The 16,459-nt window shown below is 49.9% G+C and carries 15 protein-coding genes; 6 read left to right on the top strand and 9 right to left on the bottom strand.

Annotated features, from left to right (window positions below):
• Positions 1-108 precede the first annotated feature (108 nt).
• Positions 109-1,377, bottom strand: coding sequence for a cell division protein ZipA C-terminal FtsZ-binding domain-containing protein (locus tag HMPREF2596_RS08110; RefSeq protein ID WP_070850671.1), 1,269 nt, complete (start codon positions 1,375-1,377; stop codon positions 109-111).
• A 177-nt stretch (positions 1,378-1,554) separates the two neighbouring features.
• A complete protein-coding gene (ampD, locus tag HMPREF2596_RS08105; RefSeq protein WP_070850670.1) occupies positions 1,555-2,121 on the bottom strand; it encodes a 1,6-anhydro-N-acetylmuramyl-L-alanine amidase AmpD in 567 nt (188 codons plus the stop codon).
• 115 nt (positions 2,122-2,236) lie between these two features.
• Here ampD and mltG point away from each other — a divergent pair, with 115 nt between their 5' ends.
• From mltG to HMPREF2596_RS08090, 3 genes are all read left to right on the top strand, one after another.
• A complete protein-coding gene (mltG, locus tag HMPREF2596_RS08100; protein ID WP_070850669.1) occupies positions 2,237-3,232 on the top strand; it encodes an endolytic transglycosylase MltG in 996 nt (331 codons plus the stop codon).
• 67 nt (positions 3,233-3,299) lie between these two features.
• The gene (gene tmk / locus HMPREF2596_RS08095) at positions 3,300-3,926 is read left to right on the top strand and encodes a dTMP kinase (protein ID WP_036490420.1); all 627 of its coding nucleotides are present in this window, start codon (positions 3,300-3,302) and stop codon (positions 3,924-3,926) included.
• Positions 3,927-4,189: 263 nt separating this feature from the next.
• Positions 4,190-5,470, top strand: coding sequence for a malic enzyme-like NAD(P)-binding protein (locus HMPREF2596_RS08090; protein ID WP_083325009.1), 1,281 nt, complete (start codon positions 4,190-4,192; stop codon positions 5,468-5,470).
• Positions 5,471-5,771: 301 nt separating this feature from the next.
• On the opposite strand, the gene HMPREF2596_RS08085 is transcribed toward HMPREF2596_RS08090, so the two are convergent.
• From HMPREF2596_RS08085 to HMPREF2596_RS08055, 7 genes are all read right to left on the bottom strand, one after another.
• Positions 5,772-7,115 (bottom strand): aldehyde dehydrogenase family protein, encoded by a 1,344-nt coding sequence (locus tag HMPREF2596_RS08085; protein WP_070850668.1) that lies wholly within the window; start codon positions 7,113-7,115, stop codon positions 5,772-5,774.
• Positions 7,116-7,195: 80 nt separating this feature from the next.
• A complete protein-coding gene (locus HMPREF2596_RS08080; RefSeq protein WP_070850667.1) occupies positions 7,196-7,855 on the bottom strand; it encodes a MarC family protein in 660 nt (219 codons plus the stop codon).
• A gap of 1 nt (position 7,856) precedes the next feature.
• Positions 7,857-9,008, bottom strand: a complete 1,152-nt coding sequence (gene rodA / locus HMPREF2596_RS08075; RefSeq protein WP_070850666.1) for a rod shape-determining protein RodA — start codon at positions 9,006-9,008, stop codon at positions 7,857-7,859.
• On the bottom strand, positions 9,001-11,049 hold the full coding sequence (mrdA, locus tag HMPREF2596_RS08070; RefSeq protein ID WP_070850665.1) for a penicillin-binding protein 2: 2,049 nt from the start codon (positions 11,047-11,049) through the stop codon (positions 9,001-9,003). Before mrdA ends, rodA begins: the two co-directional genes overlap by 8 nt.
• Before the next feature lie 4 nt (positions 11,050-11,053).
• Positions 11,054-11,554 carry a rod shape-determining protein MreD gene (mreD, locus tag HMPREF2596_RS08065; protein ID WP_070850664.1) on the bottom strand — a complete coding sequence of 167 codons (501 nt, stop codon included), beginning with the start codon at positions 11,552-11,554 and terminating at the stop codon, positions 11,054-11,056.
• Positions 11,555-11,558: 4 nt separating this feature from the next.
• Positions 11,559-12,401, bottom strand: coding sequence for a rod shape-determining protein MreC (mreC, locus tag HMPREF2596_RS08060; protein ID WP_070850663.1), 843 nt, complete (start codon positions 12,399-12,401; stop codon positions 11,559-11,561).
• Between the two features lie 11 nt (positions 12,402-12,412).
• Positions 12,413-13,450 carry a rod shape-determining protein gene (locus HMPREF2596_RS08055; protein WP_039862245.1) on the bottom strand — a complete coding sequence of 346 codons (1,038 nt, stop codon included), beginning with the start codon at positions 13,448-13,450 and terminating at the stop codon, positions 12,413-12,415.
• Positions 13,451-13,674: 224 nt separating this feature from the next.
• Between HMPREF2596_RS08055 and gatC the strand changes: the two genes are divergently transcribed.
• From gatC to HMPREF2596_RS08040, 3 genes are all read left to right on the top strand, one after another.
• Positions 13,675-13,965, top strand: coding sequence for an Asp-tRNA(Asn)/Glu-tRNA(Gln) amidotransferase subunit GatC (gatC, locus tag HMPREF2596_RS08050; protein ID WP_003685110.1), 291 nt, complete (start codon positions 13,675-13,677; stop codon positions 13,963-13,965).
• Between the two features lie 150 nt (positions 13,966-14,115).
• Positions 14,116-15,564 carry an Asp-tRNA(Asn)/Glu-tRNA(Gln) amidotransferase subunit GatA gene (gatA, locus tag HMPREF2596_RS08045; protein WP_070850662.1) on the top strand — a complete coding sequence of 483 codons (1,449 nt, stop codon included), beginning with the start codon at positions 14,116-14,118 and terminating at the stop codon, positions 15,562-15,564.
• A gap of 15 nt (positions 15,565-15,579) precedes the next feature.
• Positions 15,580-16,455, top strand: coding sequence for a VirK/YbjX family protein (locus HMPREF2596_RS08040; RefSeq protein WP_070850661.1), 876 nt, complete (start codon positions 15,580-15,582; stop codon positions 16,453-16,455).
• The last annotated feature ends 4 nt before the right edge of the window (positions 16,456-16,459 follow it).

Below are 16,459 nucleotides of genomic sequence, written 5' to 3'. Positions count from 1 at the left end.
GATGATAGAGAGGCCGTCTGAAAATTGATGAATATTGAAGATGAAGGGATTTTACCTGAAAAAAGCGGATATGCCGTCATTGCATATCCGCTTTTTGATTGGGGAAGTTTAAGAGAACAGGCGCAGGGCTTGTTTGCTGCCGGGTTTGAGGCCGACTTTAAGCATTTCTTCCTGACGGGCCAAAACGTAGTTGCGTACGTCTTTGAGCCATTGGGTGGAAACTTCTTCCATTTGGTCGTTAACCAAATCCAAGCTGAGTTGGCCGGAAAGTTTGACTGCCAAGTCCATGAATTTGTCGAAAGTTTTTTCGCCGGCCGGAACGTGCGGAATATCCAGCAACATGCTGAAGCCGCGGTAGGCTTGGTTGTCCAGCAAAGGATTGGTAAACGGTTTGTTGTCCAAGGTATGGATGGAGAACAATTGAGGATTGTTGTTGTCGCCGAAGTGGAACGCGCCATCTTCGCCCAATTTGAAACCAGTTTCTTCTACGGCGGCACGCAATTCTACGCCGCTGATATTGGAGTGGGAAACCAAGTGAATGGCGATGGTTTGGTCAACACGCGCACAGAATTGGTCGAGGGCTTGTGCGACTTCGGTGAACGCGTCCAAGTCGGTATGCAAAACTTTGCCGTCCATCAGTTGGGCAAAAGCATCAACCTGTTGGTCGAAGTGTTGCAGCTCTTCACGCGCGGACAAACCGTTGCGGCTGACAGCTTGCAGGCCCATGACGAAGCCTTGGTAGTAAACACCCGGAATCGGCTCGGCAACGCGGAAATGGTCGTCCATGGTGCAACCGATGATTTGGAAGCGGTGGGTAGCGGAAAGGCGCGGCAGGGCGTGCAATTCTTGGGCTTGTTTCAGGGAGATGTAGGCCATGTAGTCGAAGCGCGGGTCAAACCAAGGCAGCTCGACTTGAGACAATTCGTCCAGGCTGATCAATGGTACTTGTGCCACAGGTTCGGCTGCGGTTTCTACCGGAGTGGAAGCGGCTTCGGCTGGGCTTACGGTAATTTCGTTGTTCAAGCCGATAACGGTGTGTTGGACTTTTTCTTCTGCGGAGAAGTCGTCTTCCACAGTCAGCTCGACATCGGTTTTAAGCTGGGCAGGGTGGGCCAGTTTGGCTTTGGCCGCGTAGATTTCATCTTGTTCCTGCAGGTTGCGCAATGCCTCTTCGTTTTTTTTGTTTTTCTTGATAAACAAACCTTGGCCACCGGTTTCTTTGCTGTCTCGGACGTGTTTGGTTTTGCTGGTCAAAAGTGCGTCTTTATCGGAATGGCCGAATTGTTCGCGCACTTGTTTGCGGTATTGGTTTTCCTGGTACATGTTGTAACCGATGACCGCCAAAAGGGCGGCGAGGGCTAAGACGATGAAAATCATGGAGTAATCACTTTTTAAAAAGGCAGCATTCCGTCTTTTTCAGGGTGCGGAATCTTGCTGCGCGGGCAGTTCGTTGGAGCCGGACTTTATGCGTCCGAATGAATAGCTGAATTATAACGAAAATAAACGGTTGTGACAGCATTATGTCTGCCAATCATTGTTCAGGCCGTCTGAAAGTTATCCGCGCCGGATGGGGAAACCTGCTTTTTGAAGGCGTGGCCAACTGAAGAAATGTCCGGGATCGGTTTTCCTGTCCGGCGCGATGTCCTGATGACCGGTAACGGCCTGAATCGGATAATGCTCGGAAATGGCGGTCAGCAAGGCTTGCAGGCTGGTGTATTGTGCTTCGGTAAAAGGCTCGAAATCGCAGCCTTCCAGTTCGATACCGATGGAAAAGGCATTACATTTTTCTCTGCCTTGAAACGACGATATGCCTGCATGATAGGCCATGTCGTCGCAGGAAACGAATTGGACGGTTTCGCCTTCACGGCTGATGAAAAAATGGCTGGAGACGCGCAAGGTGTGGATGATGCTGAAGAAAGGATGCTCGTCAGGGTTGATTTGGTTGGTAAACAATTTTTCCACTGCCCCTGTGTTGTACTCAAAAGGAGGAAGGGAAATATTGTGGAGGACAACCAATGAGATGTCTTCATCCGGTTCGCGCGGGCTAAAATTGGGCGAATGAGTTTGGCGTGCATTCAGCCAACGGCCGTTTTGCCAAGTGTTTTTTGAAGGAGAATTCATGGTTTCAGACGGCCTTTCGGGATAGGAAAACATACGTTGGGGAATGCGGCAGGCTTAATATGCTTGTTTTCGGTTATACTGTCGCCCGACACGTTCACAAACCAAGAATCCTACCATGTTGAAAAAATTGTTGAAATGGCTGGCCGTATTTTTGACGGCATTTGCCGCCGTGGTTGCCGCATTGTTGTTTGTTCCGAAAAACAACGGCAAACCATACCGTATTACCGTTGCTAAGAATCAAGGTATCTCTTCTGTCAGCCGCAAACTGGCTCAAGACGGCATTGTTTATAACCGTTATGTGTTGGTAGCCGCCGCATATGTGATGGGCGTGCACAACCAACTCAATGCCGGCTCTTACCGCCTGTCTGCCAAAGTATCGGCTTGGGACATTTTAAAACGCATTAAAAAAGGCCGCCCTGATTCGGTCAGCGTGCAAATTCTAGAGGGCGCGCGGTTTGCACAAATGCGCCGTATTATCGACAACACTGCCGATATTTCCCATGATACGCGCGGTTGGAGCGATGAAAAACTGATGGCCGAAGTGGCGCCCGATGCCTTGAGCAGCAATCCCGAAGGACAGTTTTTCCCGGATAGTTACGAAATTGACGCCGGCGGCAGCGATCTTCAAATTTATAAAATCGCCTACCGTAAAATGCGGGAAAACCTACAAGAAGCATGGGACGACCGTCAAAGCGGCCTGCCTTATAAAAATCCGTACGAAATGCTGATTATGGCGAGTCTGATTGAAAAAGAAACCGCGCACGAAGACGACCGCGCCCATGTGGCCGCCGTATTCGTCAACCGCCTGAATATCGGCATGCGCCTGCAAACCGACCCGACTGTCATCTATGGTATGGGTGATGCGTATAAGGGCAGAATCCGCAAAGCCGACCTGCAACGCGATACGCCTTACAATACTTATACGCGCAGCGGTTTGACGCCGACACCGATTGCGCTTCCCGGCAAGGCCGCGCTTGAGGCGGCGGGTCATCCGTCTAATGAAAAATATCTGTATTTCGTCTCAAAAATGGATGGTACGGGCCTGAGCGAGTTCAGCCATAATCTTTCTGAGCATAACGCCGCCGTACGCAAATATATTTTGAAGAAATAAACCGAATAGGCCGTCTGAAACATTTATAATCCCTGTTTCAGACGGCCTTGAGATTAACGATATCCATATGAAACCCAGATTTATTACCCTTGACGGCATAGACGGCGCAGGCAAATCCACCAACCTCGCCGTAATGAAAGCATGGTTTGAGAAACACAAGCTGCCCGTATTGTTTACGCGCGAACCGGGAGGCACGCCTGCCGGAGAGGCATTGCGCGAAATTCTGCTCAACCCCGCCACCCAAGTCAGCCTGCGTACCGAAACCCTGTTGATGTTTGCCGCCAGACAGCAACACTTGGAAACCGTCATTCTGCCTGCCCTGAAAAACGGCACGCATGTCGTTTCCGACCGTTTTACCGATGCAACGTTTGCCTATCAAGGCGGCGGACGAGGCGTTCCCTTGCAAGATATTGCCACGCTTGAGCATTGGGTGCAGGGCGATTTCCGCCCAGATTTAACCTTGCTGTTGGATGTGCCTTTGGAGGTCTCAATGGCGCGCATCAACCAAACACGTGAGAAAGACCGCTTCGAGCAAGAAGCAGCCGAGTTTTTCAATCGGGTGCGCGAAGTGTATTTGCAACGTGCTGCCAAACAGCCGGAACGATACGCCGTCATCGACAGCAGCCAAAGTCTGGACGCAGTCAAAACCCAGATTGAAACCGCGCTGGACAGCCATTTCGGATTGAATGTTTAAGTTTAAATAAAATGCCGTCTGAAAGCAGGTAGTGTGGCGAAGAAATATTATTACAGAAGTTTTTAGACATAAAACCGATTAAAACGAAATATCAAAACAAATGTAATAAATATCGGTATGCGCCACCAAAAGAACATGATAAAATTACGGCCTGTTACAAAGCCGGTCTGTTAACAAACCGACTTTAGAAGTTTAAATGTCTGAAGCAGCCCGTTTCAGACTTGTTCGCTGTAAAATCTCTCTCTCGCAAACAGGATCGACAAATGGAAAATTCATTAAAAGAAGCCGCCCTGCAGTTCCACGAATTCCCCGTGCCGGGCAAAATCTCCGTTACCCCAACCAAATCTCTGGCCACTTCTAAAGACTTGGCGTTGGCGTACTCTCCGGGCGTAGCCGCTCCTTGTATGGAAATCCATGCCGATCCGCAAAATGCCTACAAATACACTGCCAAAGGCAATTTGGTTGCCGTGATTTCCAACGGTACCGCAGTGTTGGGTTTGGGCAACATCGGCGCATTAGCCGGCAAACCTGTTATGGAAGGCAAAGGCGTATTGTTCAAAAAATTCGCCGGCGTTGACGTGTTTGACATCGAAATCGATGAAAAAGACCCGCAAAAACTGGTGGACATCATCGCTTCTTTGGAACCGACTTTCGGCGGTATCAACCTTGAAGACATCAAAGCACCCGAGTGCTTCTACATCGAACGCGAATTGCGCAAACGTTGCAAAATCCCTGTATTCCACGACGACCAACACGGTACCGCCATCATTACCGCTGCCGCTGTACTGAACGCTTTGCGTTATACCGGCCGCAAAATCGAAGAAGCGACTTTGGTGTGCTCCGGCGCAGGTGCGGCCGCGATTGCCTGCTTGAACCAACTGCTCGATTTGGGTTTGAAACGCGAAAACGTGACCGTTTGCGACTCCAAAGGCGTGATTTACAAAACCCGCGAAGACAAAGACCGTATGGACGAGTCCAAACAGTTCTACGCCATTGAAGATAATGGCCAACGCGTATTGGCCGATGCCGTTAAAGGTAAAGACATCTTCTTGGGTCTGTCCGGCGCAAACCTGCTGACGCCTGAAATGCTGAACACCATGAACGAAAAACCAATCGTGTTCGCCATGGCAAACCCGAATCCGGAAATCCTGCCTCCATTGGCAAAAGAAACCCGTCCGGATGTGGTCATCGGTACCGGCCGTTCAGACTTCCCGAATCAAGTGAACAACGTATTGTGCTTCCCATTCATCTTCCGTGGCGCATTGGATGTCGGCGCGACTACCATCAACGAAGAAATGAAACGCGCCTGCGTGTATGCTTTGGCTGATTTGGCGATGGAAGAGGTAACTGAAGAAGTGGTTGCCGCTTACGGTAAGAAATTTGAATTCGGTGCGGAATACCTGATTCCTACCCCATTCGATTCCCGCCTGTTGCCTCGCGTTGCTACGGCTACTGCTAAAGCAGCAATGGAAAGCGGCGTGGCTACTCGTCCAATCGCCGATTTGGATGCGTATGCTGCTAAACTGGCCAGTTTGAAATTGTAATCCGGTAAGTAGTGTTTGATTGAAAATGCCGTCTGAAAGTTGTATTTCAGACGGCATTTTTGTTTGTCGCGTATTTTATAGAGAGCTTAATGAAACGGCTGGAATGATGAACATGGTAAGCTGCCGATTCAAAATGGGCGTGGAAATATGAATTGCTTTCTAAAATAGGTTGCTTATTTTTGAGCCGCTTTGATTTTGTAGAATTGGTATGGGTTTTAAATACAACATTTTTGCCAGTTTTTAAAAAAACATCAGGCCGTCTGAAATTGGGTTTTCAGACGGCCTGAGTGAATGAAACGGTTTATTTTTGCCAATAGGTTTTGACGTTGACGAATTCGTACAGTCCGAATTCGGATAGCTCCCGTCCGTAGCCTGAAGCTTTGACGCCGCCAAAGGGGAGGCGCAAGTCGCTGCTGGTGTGGCGGTTGATAAAGACAGAGCCTGCTTGGATTTTTTCGGCGTATTTCCATGCATTTGCCGTGTCGGCTGTGTAGATACAGGCGCCGAGGCCGAAAGGTGTGTCATTGGCAAGCGCAACGGCGTGATCCGGATTGTTGGCGCGTAAGATCATGGCAACCGGGCCGAAGACTTCTTCATGCCAAACGCGGCAGTTTGGATTGACTCGATCCAAGACGGTAGCCGGGTAAAACCAGCTTTGTCCATCAGGAATATAGCCGCCACTCAAGCATTGCGCGCCGTGTGCAACTGCATCTTGAACCTGCTCGTGCACGTTTTGGCGCAGGTCTTGGCGGTGAAGCGGGGCAAGGGTGGTATTTGGGTCTTTAGGATTGCCGGTTTGCAGTTTGGCGCACTCGGCAAGGAAGAGCGGGATAAATTGTTCGGCAATATTTTGGGTAACAATGATGCGTTTGGCGGCGTTGCAGGATTGTCCGGCATCGCGGAAGCGCGAATAGCAGGCATCGATGGCGGCGCGTTGGAGATCGGCATCGGGCAGGATGATAAACGGATTGCTGCCGCCCAGTTCAAGGACGGTTTTTTTCAGATGTTTGCCTGCATGGGCAGCCAGCAGGCGGCCGGTATGGGTCGAACCGGTAAATGCCATGGCATCGGTATCTTCAATGGCTTTAAGCGTGTCTTCATGACTTAACCATGCGCCGATAAGCGGCAAACCTTTGGGGACGAGGCTGAAGAGGGTTTCGCTGACGCGGGCGACACTGGGCGCAGGTTTGACCGCGCAGGCATTGCCGGCGCACAGGGCCGGGATGGCAAATCGTAAAATCTGCCAGACAGGATAGTTCCACGGCATGACTGCCAAAACAACGCCCAAAGGCTCGAAGCGGACTTGGCTGAGGCTGGCTTGGGTGGCGATGGTTTTATGGGAGAGCAGTTCGGGCGCGAGGCGGACGTAGTAGCGGATGAGCTCGATGGATTTGCTGATTTCGGCGCGGCATTCGTGCAGGCAACGGCCGACTTCTTCGCAAACCATTTCGGCAAGGCGTTCTTGGTTTTGGGTGAGGCTGTCGGCAAATTGCTGTAAGAGGGCGGTGCGCTCGATAATGCTTGATTGTGCGAAGGTTTGCTGAAGGGTTTGGAGGCGGTTTAATTCGTCGGTAAATTCGGTGTAGCTTTGTGCCGGTCGGCGGCAAATGGTTTCACCGGTAAAGACATGGGTGCTGTGAAACATGGTTAGGCTCCTTTGTTTTTATGTTTTTATGAGGCCGTCTGAAAATGTTTCAGACGGCCTTTTATTGTGATGATTGTACTTCAAGCGACCAGTTGGGGAAAAATAGATTTTAAACCGGCAACAATAATCTCTACGGAAATGGCGGCAAGCATCATGCCCATGATGCGGTTGAGGATGGTCAGGCCGGTCGTGCCCAAGCGTTTGCTGATGCGTCCGGCAACGATCAGGATGAGATAGCAAATCAGGCTGACCAGAAAGCCGGAGATGATAATCAGGGCAATATCGCTGTAATTTTTGGCGGCAGAGGAGTAAATGATGACGGTGGAAATACCGCCGGGGCCGATGGTAATCGGAATGGCAATGGGTACGACGGCAATCGCTTTTTCATTGCGGCGGACTTGTTGCGCACTTTGATGTTCTTCTGAATTGGGATCAATTTTGGGCTTGGCAGGATTATCGTTGCCGTTCATTAAGGAGATGGCAATCAGCAAAACCAAAATGCCGCCGCCGACTTGGAAAGAGCCCACGCTGATACCGAGTACTTTCAACAGGATACCGCCGCCCAGTGCAAAGACGACAATCACGATGAAAACGGCCAGTGCGGCAGTACGCGCAATTCTGCGTTTTTCTTTGGTGCTGTGGTCTTGCGTCAGGTCAAGATAAATCGAGAGTGCGCTGAAGGGGTTGATCAGTACAAGAAGTGCAACGAGAAGTTTGCCGATTTCTACACCTAATTCCATATTATTCCTTGCTTTCAGTCAGGTCGTCGTTGTCCATATTACGGCGGCGGAGGTTTTTATGTTCGTTGGCGATACCCATCAACAGGGCGAGCACCACCATGATGGAAAGCGTAGCCGTACCGCCGTAGCTGACCAGGGGGAGGGGGACACCGACAACGGGCAAAATACCGCTGACCATGCCCATGTTTACAAAGGCGTAGCAGAAAAAGGTCATGGTCAATGCGCCTGCCAAAGTACGGCTGTAAAGGGATTGCGCTTGTGCGGCAATCCACAATCCGCGTGCCAAAATGATAAGGTAAACCAGCAGCAAAAGGATATTGCCGATCAGACCGAACTCTTCGCCGAATACCGCAAAAATAAAGTCAGTCGTTGATTCGGGAATATAGTCCAAATGGGTTTGCGTGCCGTTGAGCCAGCCCTTACCCCATATGCCGCCCGAGCCGATGGCAATCATGGATTGGATGATGTGGTAGCCTGCACCCAACGGGTCTTTGGTTGGGTCGAGCAAGGTAAGGATGCGGGTTTTCTGGTAGTCGTGCATGCCGTAGTTCCACAAGAGCGGCAGGGCGGCCACAAAGGCAATAATAGCGGCAAAAATGGCTTTCCAGGGCAAGCCGGCAAAAAAGATGACAAAAATGCCCGAAGCCATAATCAGCGCGGCCGTACCGAGGTCGGGCTGTTTCAAAATCAGGGCGACAGGAACAAGAATCAGCACGAGGGCGACAATATAATGTATCCATTTCAGACGGCCTTCATAGCGTTGGAAATACCACGCGACAGTCATGGGAATACCGATTTTCATAATTTCGGAAGGTTGGATACGGGTAAAGCCGAGGCTCAGCCAACGGGTCGAGCCGTTGACGGTAACGCCGGCAACTTCGACGCCAATCAGCAGCAATACGCCGACGATATAAACAGGCAGGGCAACTCTGGCGGCCGTTTGCGGCTTGAATACGGCAATAATCCATAACAGGGCAAAGCCCAAAACGGTATGGATGGTTTTGTTTTCCAATTGGCCGAACTCTTGCCCGTCTGCAGAATAGAGCAGGAATAGGCTCATGATGTAGATGGCGAGCATGGCAAAAAACAGCCAAGGGTCAATCGGGGCTGCAATGGTGGATTTGAAATTTTTCCACACTGATGTGTTATTCATGATGAACCTCCGGCTGTGAGGCAGGGCTTGTCGGCGTCAGTCCGTAGGCAGATTGGAAAATGCTGGTAATAGGCTGATGTTTATCAGTTTTTTCAGTTTGGGTCAAATCTGTTTCAAGGCCGTCTGAAAACTGTTGCGGCTTGACGTGAAGCATATAAAAATCAGTCATTTCACGGGCCAATGGCGCGGCATACGCACCCCAGCCGCCGTTTTCCAAAATAACGGCAATGGCGATTTCAGGTTTTTCCAATGGCGCAAACGAGATAAACCATGCGTGGTCGCGGTGTTGTTCGCGCAGGGCTGCGGCATTGTAGCGGCCGCCCTGTTTGATTTGTACGACCTGGGCCGTACCGGTTTTACCACCCATCGTATAAGCGAGTCCGCCACCGATACGGTGTGCCGTACCGCCCGGTTTCAATACCTTCTCCATTGCGCGTTTGACGTATTCGAAGTTGTCGGCTTTGAACGGAATTTGACGTTCGGGATTAGGATTGATACGGGTAATTTTGCGCGCACCGAAATCCAATATTTCTTTGACCAAATGCGGCTGATGGACAACACCGTTGTTGGCCAGAGAGGCTGTCGCATGTGCCATTTGCAAAGGCGTGTAGGCATTGTAGCCTTGGCCGATACTGACGGAAACCATCTCGCCGGCACGCCATTCTTTGGCGGTTGGATCGGAAGATTTGGCAAAGCGTTTGGCTTTCCATTCGCGGCTGGGCAAAACGCCTACATATTCACTAGGCAGGTCAATACCGGTTTTTTGGCCGAAACCGAATTGCGCCAAATACGGAGAGGCTTTGTCGATACCCATTTCATAACCCAAGCGGTAGAAGAAGGTATCTGAGGATACTTGAATGGCTTTGCTCAAGTTGGCCGAGCCGTGACCGCTGCGGACAGAGTCGCGGAAAATATGGCGGCTGCCGGGTATACTCCATGCGCCGGGGGCAGGGACGATGGTATTTTGAGTGATTTTGCCGCTTTCCAACAAAGCCATGCCCATAAAGGGTTTGAATGTAGAGCCAGGCGGATAGAGGCCTTGGGTAACGCGGTTGATCAAAGGCTTTTTCCAATCGTCATTCAGCATTTTCCAAGTATCGCTGTCGATGCCGTCAATAAAGAGGTTGGGATCGAAGGAAGGTTTGGAAACAAAAGCCAATACGGTACCGTCTTGCGGATTGATAGCCACCAATGCGCCACGGCGGTCGCCCAAGATTCGGTCGGCTTCCTGCTGCATACGGATATCCATCCCTAGGCGTAAGGTTTGCCCCATTTTGGACGGAACATTTTTCAATACGCGGACGATGTTGCCATAAGCGTCTTTTTCGACTTCTTGATAGCCTGGAACGCCATGAAGCTGGTGTTCGTAATATTTTTCCAAGCCGGATTTGCCGATATGCGTACTGCCACGGTAGAGGGCGGTCAGGCCTTCTTCTTCCAGTATTTCTTTGTCTTTATCGCTAATACGGCCGATGTAGCCTAAAAAATGGGAAGTCAGCTTGCCGTAAGGATATTCGCGGAATGTGCGTGAATTGACCTCTACGCCTTTGAATTCGCGCAGATGCACAGACAAGCGTGCAGCCTCTTCATCGGTCAGCTTGAGCTTGAGTGGGATGTTTTCAAATTTTCGATAGCTTTCGCGGTATTTTTTGAAGCGTTTTAAATCTGTCGGTGTGATATCGACGTATTTTTTCAATGCTTCAATGACATCTTCCATCTTGCCTTCGATGCGGCTAGGAATAACTTCAAGCGAAAAGACGGGATAGTTTTTGGCCAAAGGAACGCCGTTGATGTCGACGATTTCGCCGCGTACGGGCGGCGTTGGAATCAGGGTAATGCGGTTGCTCGATGCTTGGCCGGAAAACTCATTGTGTTGAGTCACTTGCAAGTAAAAGAACCGCGCCAGCAAGATGGAAAAGAAGATGACAATCAGGATAAAAGCAACGAGCAGGCGTAATAGGGCATCGGCTTGTGCTGCCTGAGCGGAAGGGTTTTGGGTATGTTGACCACCGGAAAGACGGCGTGGAAGAATCGGTTTCATCTTTTCAGTGCGCGCGGTAAATACGGGTCACAATCAGCATCAGCTGGCTGAGTATCGGCCAAAGCAATGCGCCGACAAATGGGGCAACAAAGCCTTGCAAAGTGATGACCTGATGATTGAGGAACAGACGTGCAACAGTTAAAACGGCCTGATTGAGAAGCAGGGCAGCCAAGACAGCGGCCAATTGCATAATGTGGCCGTACAGCATGATTTGGCGGCGTCGGTTTAAGATGAAATAAGTCATCACAACGTAAGACAGGGCGTGCAGGCCCAAAGTCGCGGCGGTTGCTGCATCGACAATCAGACCGATGGCAAAAGCCAGTCCCATGCCTGCACGTTGCGGCTGGTGTAATGTCCAATACAGCAACATCAGTGCCGTCATTTCAGGCAGCCAGAAGAATCCGTCAAAGGAAAACGGCATAAAGTCCAGTATCATCATCACGATGAGACTGGCCGCCATGATGTGCAGCGGTACTGCACGGTAAGAATCGTCAAAATCGTTCATGAAATCAGCGTGGGGAAGAAGGGCCGGAAGAAAGTACCAAGACAAAACGACTGCTGCGTAAAGCAGCCAAAGGCGTCAGTTGCGTATCGTAATAAGGTGTTCCCGATGCACGGACAACCTTGCTGACGGTTGCAACGGGAATCCCCGCCGGATAAGTACCATCCAAGCCGGAAGTCAGCAGAACATCACCGGGTTTCAAGTCCGAGCCGGTTGGGAAATAGCGTAAATCCAAACCGCTGCCATTGCCGTATGCCAAATTGCGTTCACCGGTGCGGCTGACGGCTACGGGGACAATACTTTGTCCGCTTGAGATCAGCTCAATTTCCGCGCTTTGTGTGTGGACTTGTGTCAACAGGCCGATCAAACCGCTTTGATCGATGACCGCATCGCCAACTTTCAAGCCGTCTTGACTGCCTTTGCCGATAATCAGTCTTTCGGAAAGCGGATCTTTGCCATTGGAAATGACTTCCGCGCCGATAACATTGTGGATGCCTTTTTGTTGCAAACCGTACAGTTTTTTCAATTCGCGCAATTCATCGGTATTGACTTTATCCCGCTGCAAATCGATTTTCAGACGGCCATTTTCTTCTAAAAGCCGGCGGTTTTGTTCCAAAAGCTCGGATTTAGACTGGGAGAGGTCGGCAAAATATTGATAAAGTTGAACGGGTTGATTAGCCAGCCATTGAGCAGGATAGAGCATGGGCATTACCGCCGCACGCACAGGCTGCATCAATGAAAAGCGATAATCTGCCACCATCAGGCCGGCCGCCAGGGCGACATAAACGACAAAACGAGGCAACAGCTTAGGGCCTTTTGCCTCGTCAAAGCGCAAAGAAGAGCGTTCCATAGCCATCTACCTTATGGGTTTTCCGTAAACACGGTATCCCATTTGCCGATATAGTCCAAAGCCTTACCGGCGCCATAGGCGACGCAGTTCAGAGGCTGGTCGGCAATGCCGACGGGCAGGCCGGTTGCATCGGCCAAGACGGTATCGATACCGTGCAGAAGCGCACCGCCGCCGGTCAGCATAATACCTCGGTCGGCAATATCGCCGGCCAGTTCGGGCGGAGCTTGTTCCAAAGCCAGACGGACGGCACGGATGATTTGATTTACCGTTTCACTCAATGCTTCACGGATTTCATTCGACGTAACCGCCAAAGATTTAGGCGTACCTTCGGCCAGGTCGCGGCCTTTAATGCGCATGGCTGTTTCGGTTTCAAAGCCCGAGGCTGAGCCGATTTGTTTCTTCAACTCCTCCGCCGTCGCTTCACCGATCAAGACACCGCGATGGCGGCGCAGGTAATGGATGATGCTTTTGTCAAACTCGTCGCCGGCTGCGCGGACGGAAGCAGAATAGGCCATACCGCCCAGTGAAAGGATACCGATTTCAGTCGTGCCGCCGCCAATATCGACAATCATCGAACCTGCCGCATCTTCAATCGGCAAACCCGCGCCCAAAGCGGCGGCCATCGGTTCTTCAATCAAATGCACGCTTGCCGCGCCGGCGGCAAATGCAGAATCCAAAATCGCTTTACGTTCCACTTGGGTAGAGCCGCCCGGAACACAGATAACCACACGGGGCGGAACCAAAGATCGTCCTTCGGTGGCTTTTTTAATCAACATACCCAGCATACGCTCGGTAATCACAAAATCGGCAATCACGCCGTCCCTCATTGGGCGGACGATTTCGATATTGCGCGGCGCACGGCCCTGCATTTTTTTGGCTTCCGTACCAACCGCCATGATTTTACTTTTATTGCCCGCGCCGGATTGAATCGCAACCATGGACGGCTCATCCAAAACAATCCCTTTGCCGCGTACAAAAATCAGCGTGTTGGCCGTACCCAAGTCGATGGCAATATCATTAGAGAGAAAACGAGATAAAAGACGAAACATAGGATACCTGAAATTCCGGCCCAGCCCGGATGTGTTTAGCGTTATTTAAAATAAGAAAAACAGGTACACGGTTTAAGACGGATAAATGAACCCTGAAAAGGCCGTCTGAATCAAAACACCATGCCAACCTGTTTGGTTTTCGGTTATAATTCTTCGCTTCATAGAAGACGAAATGCAATGATACCCCAAACCCAAGGTGCATTGCTATCAGACAAGGATTTTTTATGGCTTTAAGCTTAAATGATGTGGAAAAAATCGCAAAACTCTCGCGCCTCACTTTAACGGACGAAGAAAAAAACAAAACGCTTGCCGAGTTGAACGACATTTTCGCCATGGTTGAAAACATGCAAAGCGTCAATACCGACGGCATCGAACCCATGGCGCATCCGCACGAAGCCGCTTTGCGCCTGCGCGAAGATAAAGTGACTGAAACCGACCATGCCGCCGAATATCAGGCGGTTGCCCCCGAAGTGCGCAATCGTCTGTATATCGTTCCTCAAGTGATTGAAGAATAAGGTTTCAGACGGCCTTTGCTTATCGGCAAGCCCCTATTGCAAGGCCGTCTGAAAGGATACTTTGTTCAGACGGCCCGATTTATTGATTTAAACGGATGTTTTCAATATCTGTTTTGAAAGCAAAAACTGTTTTATAGAAAGTACGGCACAATGACCGCTTACACGCTCAAACAAGCCAGCAGCCTGCTGCAATCCAAACAAATTTCCGCAGTCGAATTGGCGACTGAATATTTGGCCGCTATTGCTGCGAAAAACCCTGCCATCAACGGCTATGTGACCATCGATCAAGATAAGACCCTTGCTGAAGCCAAAGCAGCCGATGCGCGTATCGCGGCCGGTAATGCAACGGCTTTGACCGGTGTGCCGGTTGCTTACAAAGATATTTTCTGCCAAACAGGTTGGCGCAGTGCATGCAGTTCCAAAATGTTGGATAACTTTGTTTCCCCTTATACTGCCACTGTGGTGCAAAATCTGTTGGATGCCGGCATGGTTACTCTCGGCCGTACCAATATGGACGAATTTGCCATGGGTTCGACCAATGAGACTTCGTTCTACGGTGCAACCAAAAACCCATGGAATTTTGAACATGTTCCCGGCGGTTCGTCAGGCGGTTCGGCTGCCGTGATTGCGGCGCGTTTGGCACCGGCTGCATTGGGTTCGGATACCGGCGGTTCCATCCGTCAGCCTGCATCGCATTGCGGTATTACCGGCATCAAGCCGACTTACGGTACGGTTTCACGCTTCGGTATGGTTGCTTATGCTTCCAGCTTCGACCAAGCCGGCCCTATGGCGCAAACAGCCGAAGACTGTGCAATTTTGTTGAACGCCATGGCCAGCTTTGACGAGCGTGATTCCACCAGTTTGGAACGCGACAAAGAAGATTACACCCGTGATTTGGATAAGCCGCTCAAAGGGTTGAAAATCGGTTTGCCTAAAGAATATTTCGGCGAAGGCGCGGATACCGATGTTCAGACGGCCTTGCAAAACGTGATTGATTTGCTTAAAGCCCAAGGCGCTGAGACTGTTGAAGTTTCGTTGCCGCAAACTTCATTGTCGATTCCCGCTTATTACGTTCTCGCCTCCGCTGAAGCAAGTACCAACTTGTCCCGTTTTGACGGCGTACGTTATGGTCATCGTGCAGCGCAATTCGGCGATTTGGAAGAAATGTACAGCAACACCCGTGCCGAAGGTTTTGGTAGCGAGGTCAAACGCCGTATCATGATCGGTACTTATGTATTGAGTCATGGTTACTATGATGCTTATTACCTGAAAGCGCAAAAACTGCGCCGTCTGGTTGCCAATGATTTTCAGACGGCCTTTGGTCAATGTGATTTCATTTTAGCACCGACTGCACCGACTGCAGCGCCGAAACTCGGCAGCGACATCCACGATCCTGTGCAAATGTACTTGTCCGATATTTACACCATCGCCGTGAACCTTGCTGGTTTGCCTGCACTGACCCTGCCTGCCGGTTTCAGTACAAACGGTCTGCCGATTGGTGTGCAATTTATCGGCAACTATTTCTCCGAAGTAAAAATTCTGGGTGCCGCACATCAAGTTCAACTGAACAGCGATTGGCATACTAAAGCACCGGAATAAGGGCAGGGAGTCTATATGCCTGAGAAGTTTTCTTTTCCAGGATTTAAAACTGTTTATCAGAATGCGCCAAAGTTTAAAACGCAGCATTTAAAATTTACATTGAGGACATTGTGGTATCGTAAAGAAATTAAGGCATTTGAGCAGTTTGTAAATACTTCGAAAATATGCCAAAGTTTTTTTAGTCAAATGCCTCAAGATGCCTATCCTTTGATACATGAGTTTGTTGATAAACAATTTAGTGGTGCCGATAGATTAAAAATTATGCAGTCAGATTTTGAGGCTGCAGAAAAGCTGTTTGGAAAAGAAAGAGTAATGGGTATGAAAACCCGTTCCTTTCATATTGTTTTGGCAAAACCTTCAGACGGCCTTGAGATTTGGCTTAACCGAAATGACAATTGTGTCGATGAGGGAATGTGGTCTCTTTCTTTACGGGAAGACGGTGGGAAACGGCTGTATATGGCAACTTTTGCCTTTGTAAATAATATGCTGCTTGCCGCCTCTCTTCAGGGGCCTGCAGGAGAAGAGGCAAAAGATACAGTCCGGAGCTTAACTAAGAGGCTGCATGGATTGCGTCCTCAGCAACTGATGGTGCATGCATTGCAATATTTTGCTATTGCATTAAAGCTGGATGGTGTGAGTGGTATTACACAAGATAGGCAAGTTAAGCTACGTTGGCGCTTAAAGAAACGTGTCAAAATGAATTATGACCAATTTTGGCAGGAGCATGGTGCCCGAAAAGGTGTTGATGGATTATGGCATCTGCCAAAAGAGCCGATACGTAAGGACTTTGAGGAAATTGAAAGCAAAAAACGGTCTATGTATCGTAAGCGTTATCAGATGTTAGATGAAATAGAAATGCAAATAAGAAATGTTTTAGCATCTACAAATTAAACTA

The sequence above is a fragment of the Neisseria sp. HMSC078C12 genome (assembly GCF_001838065.1).
Taxonomy (GTDB): Bacteria; Pseudomonadota; Gammaproteobacteria; order Burkholderiales; family Neisseriaceae; genus Neisseria.
Note: the sequence above shows the minus strand (reverse complement) of the source record. Positions and strands in the feature narration are given on the sequence as shown.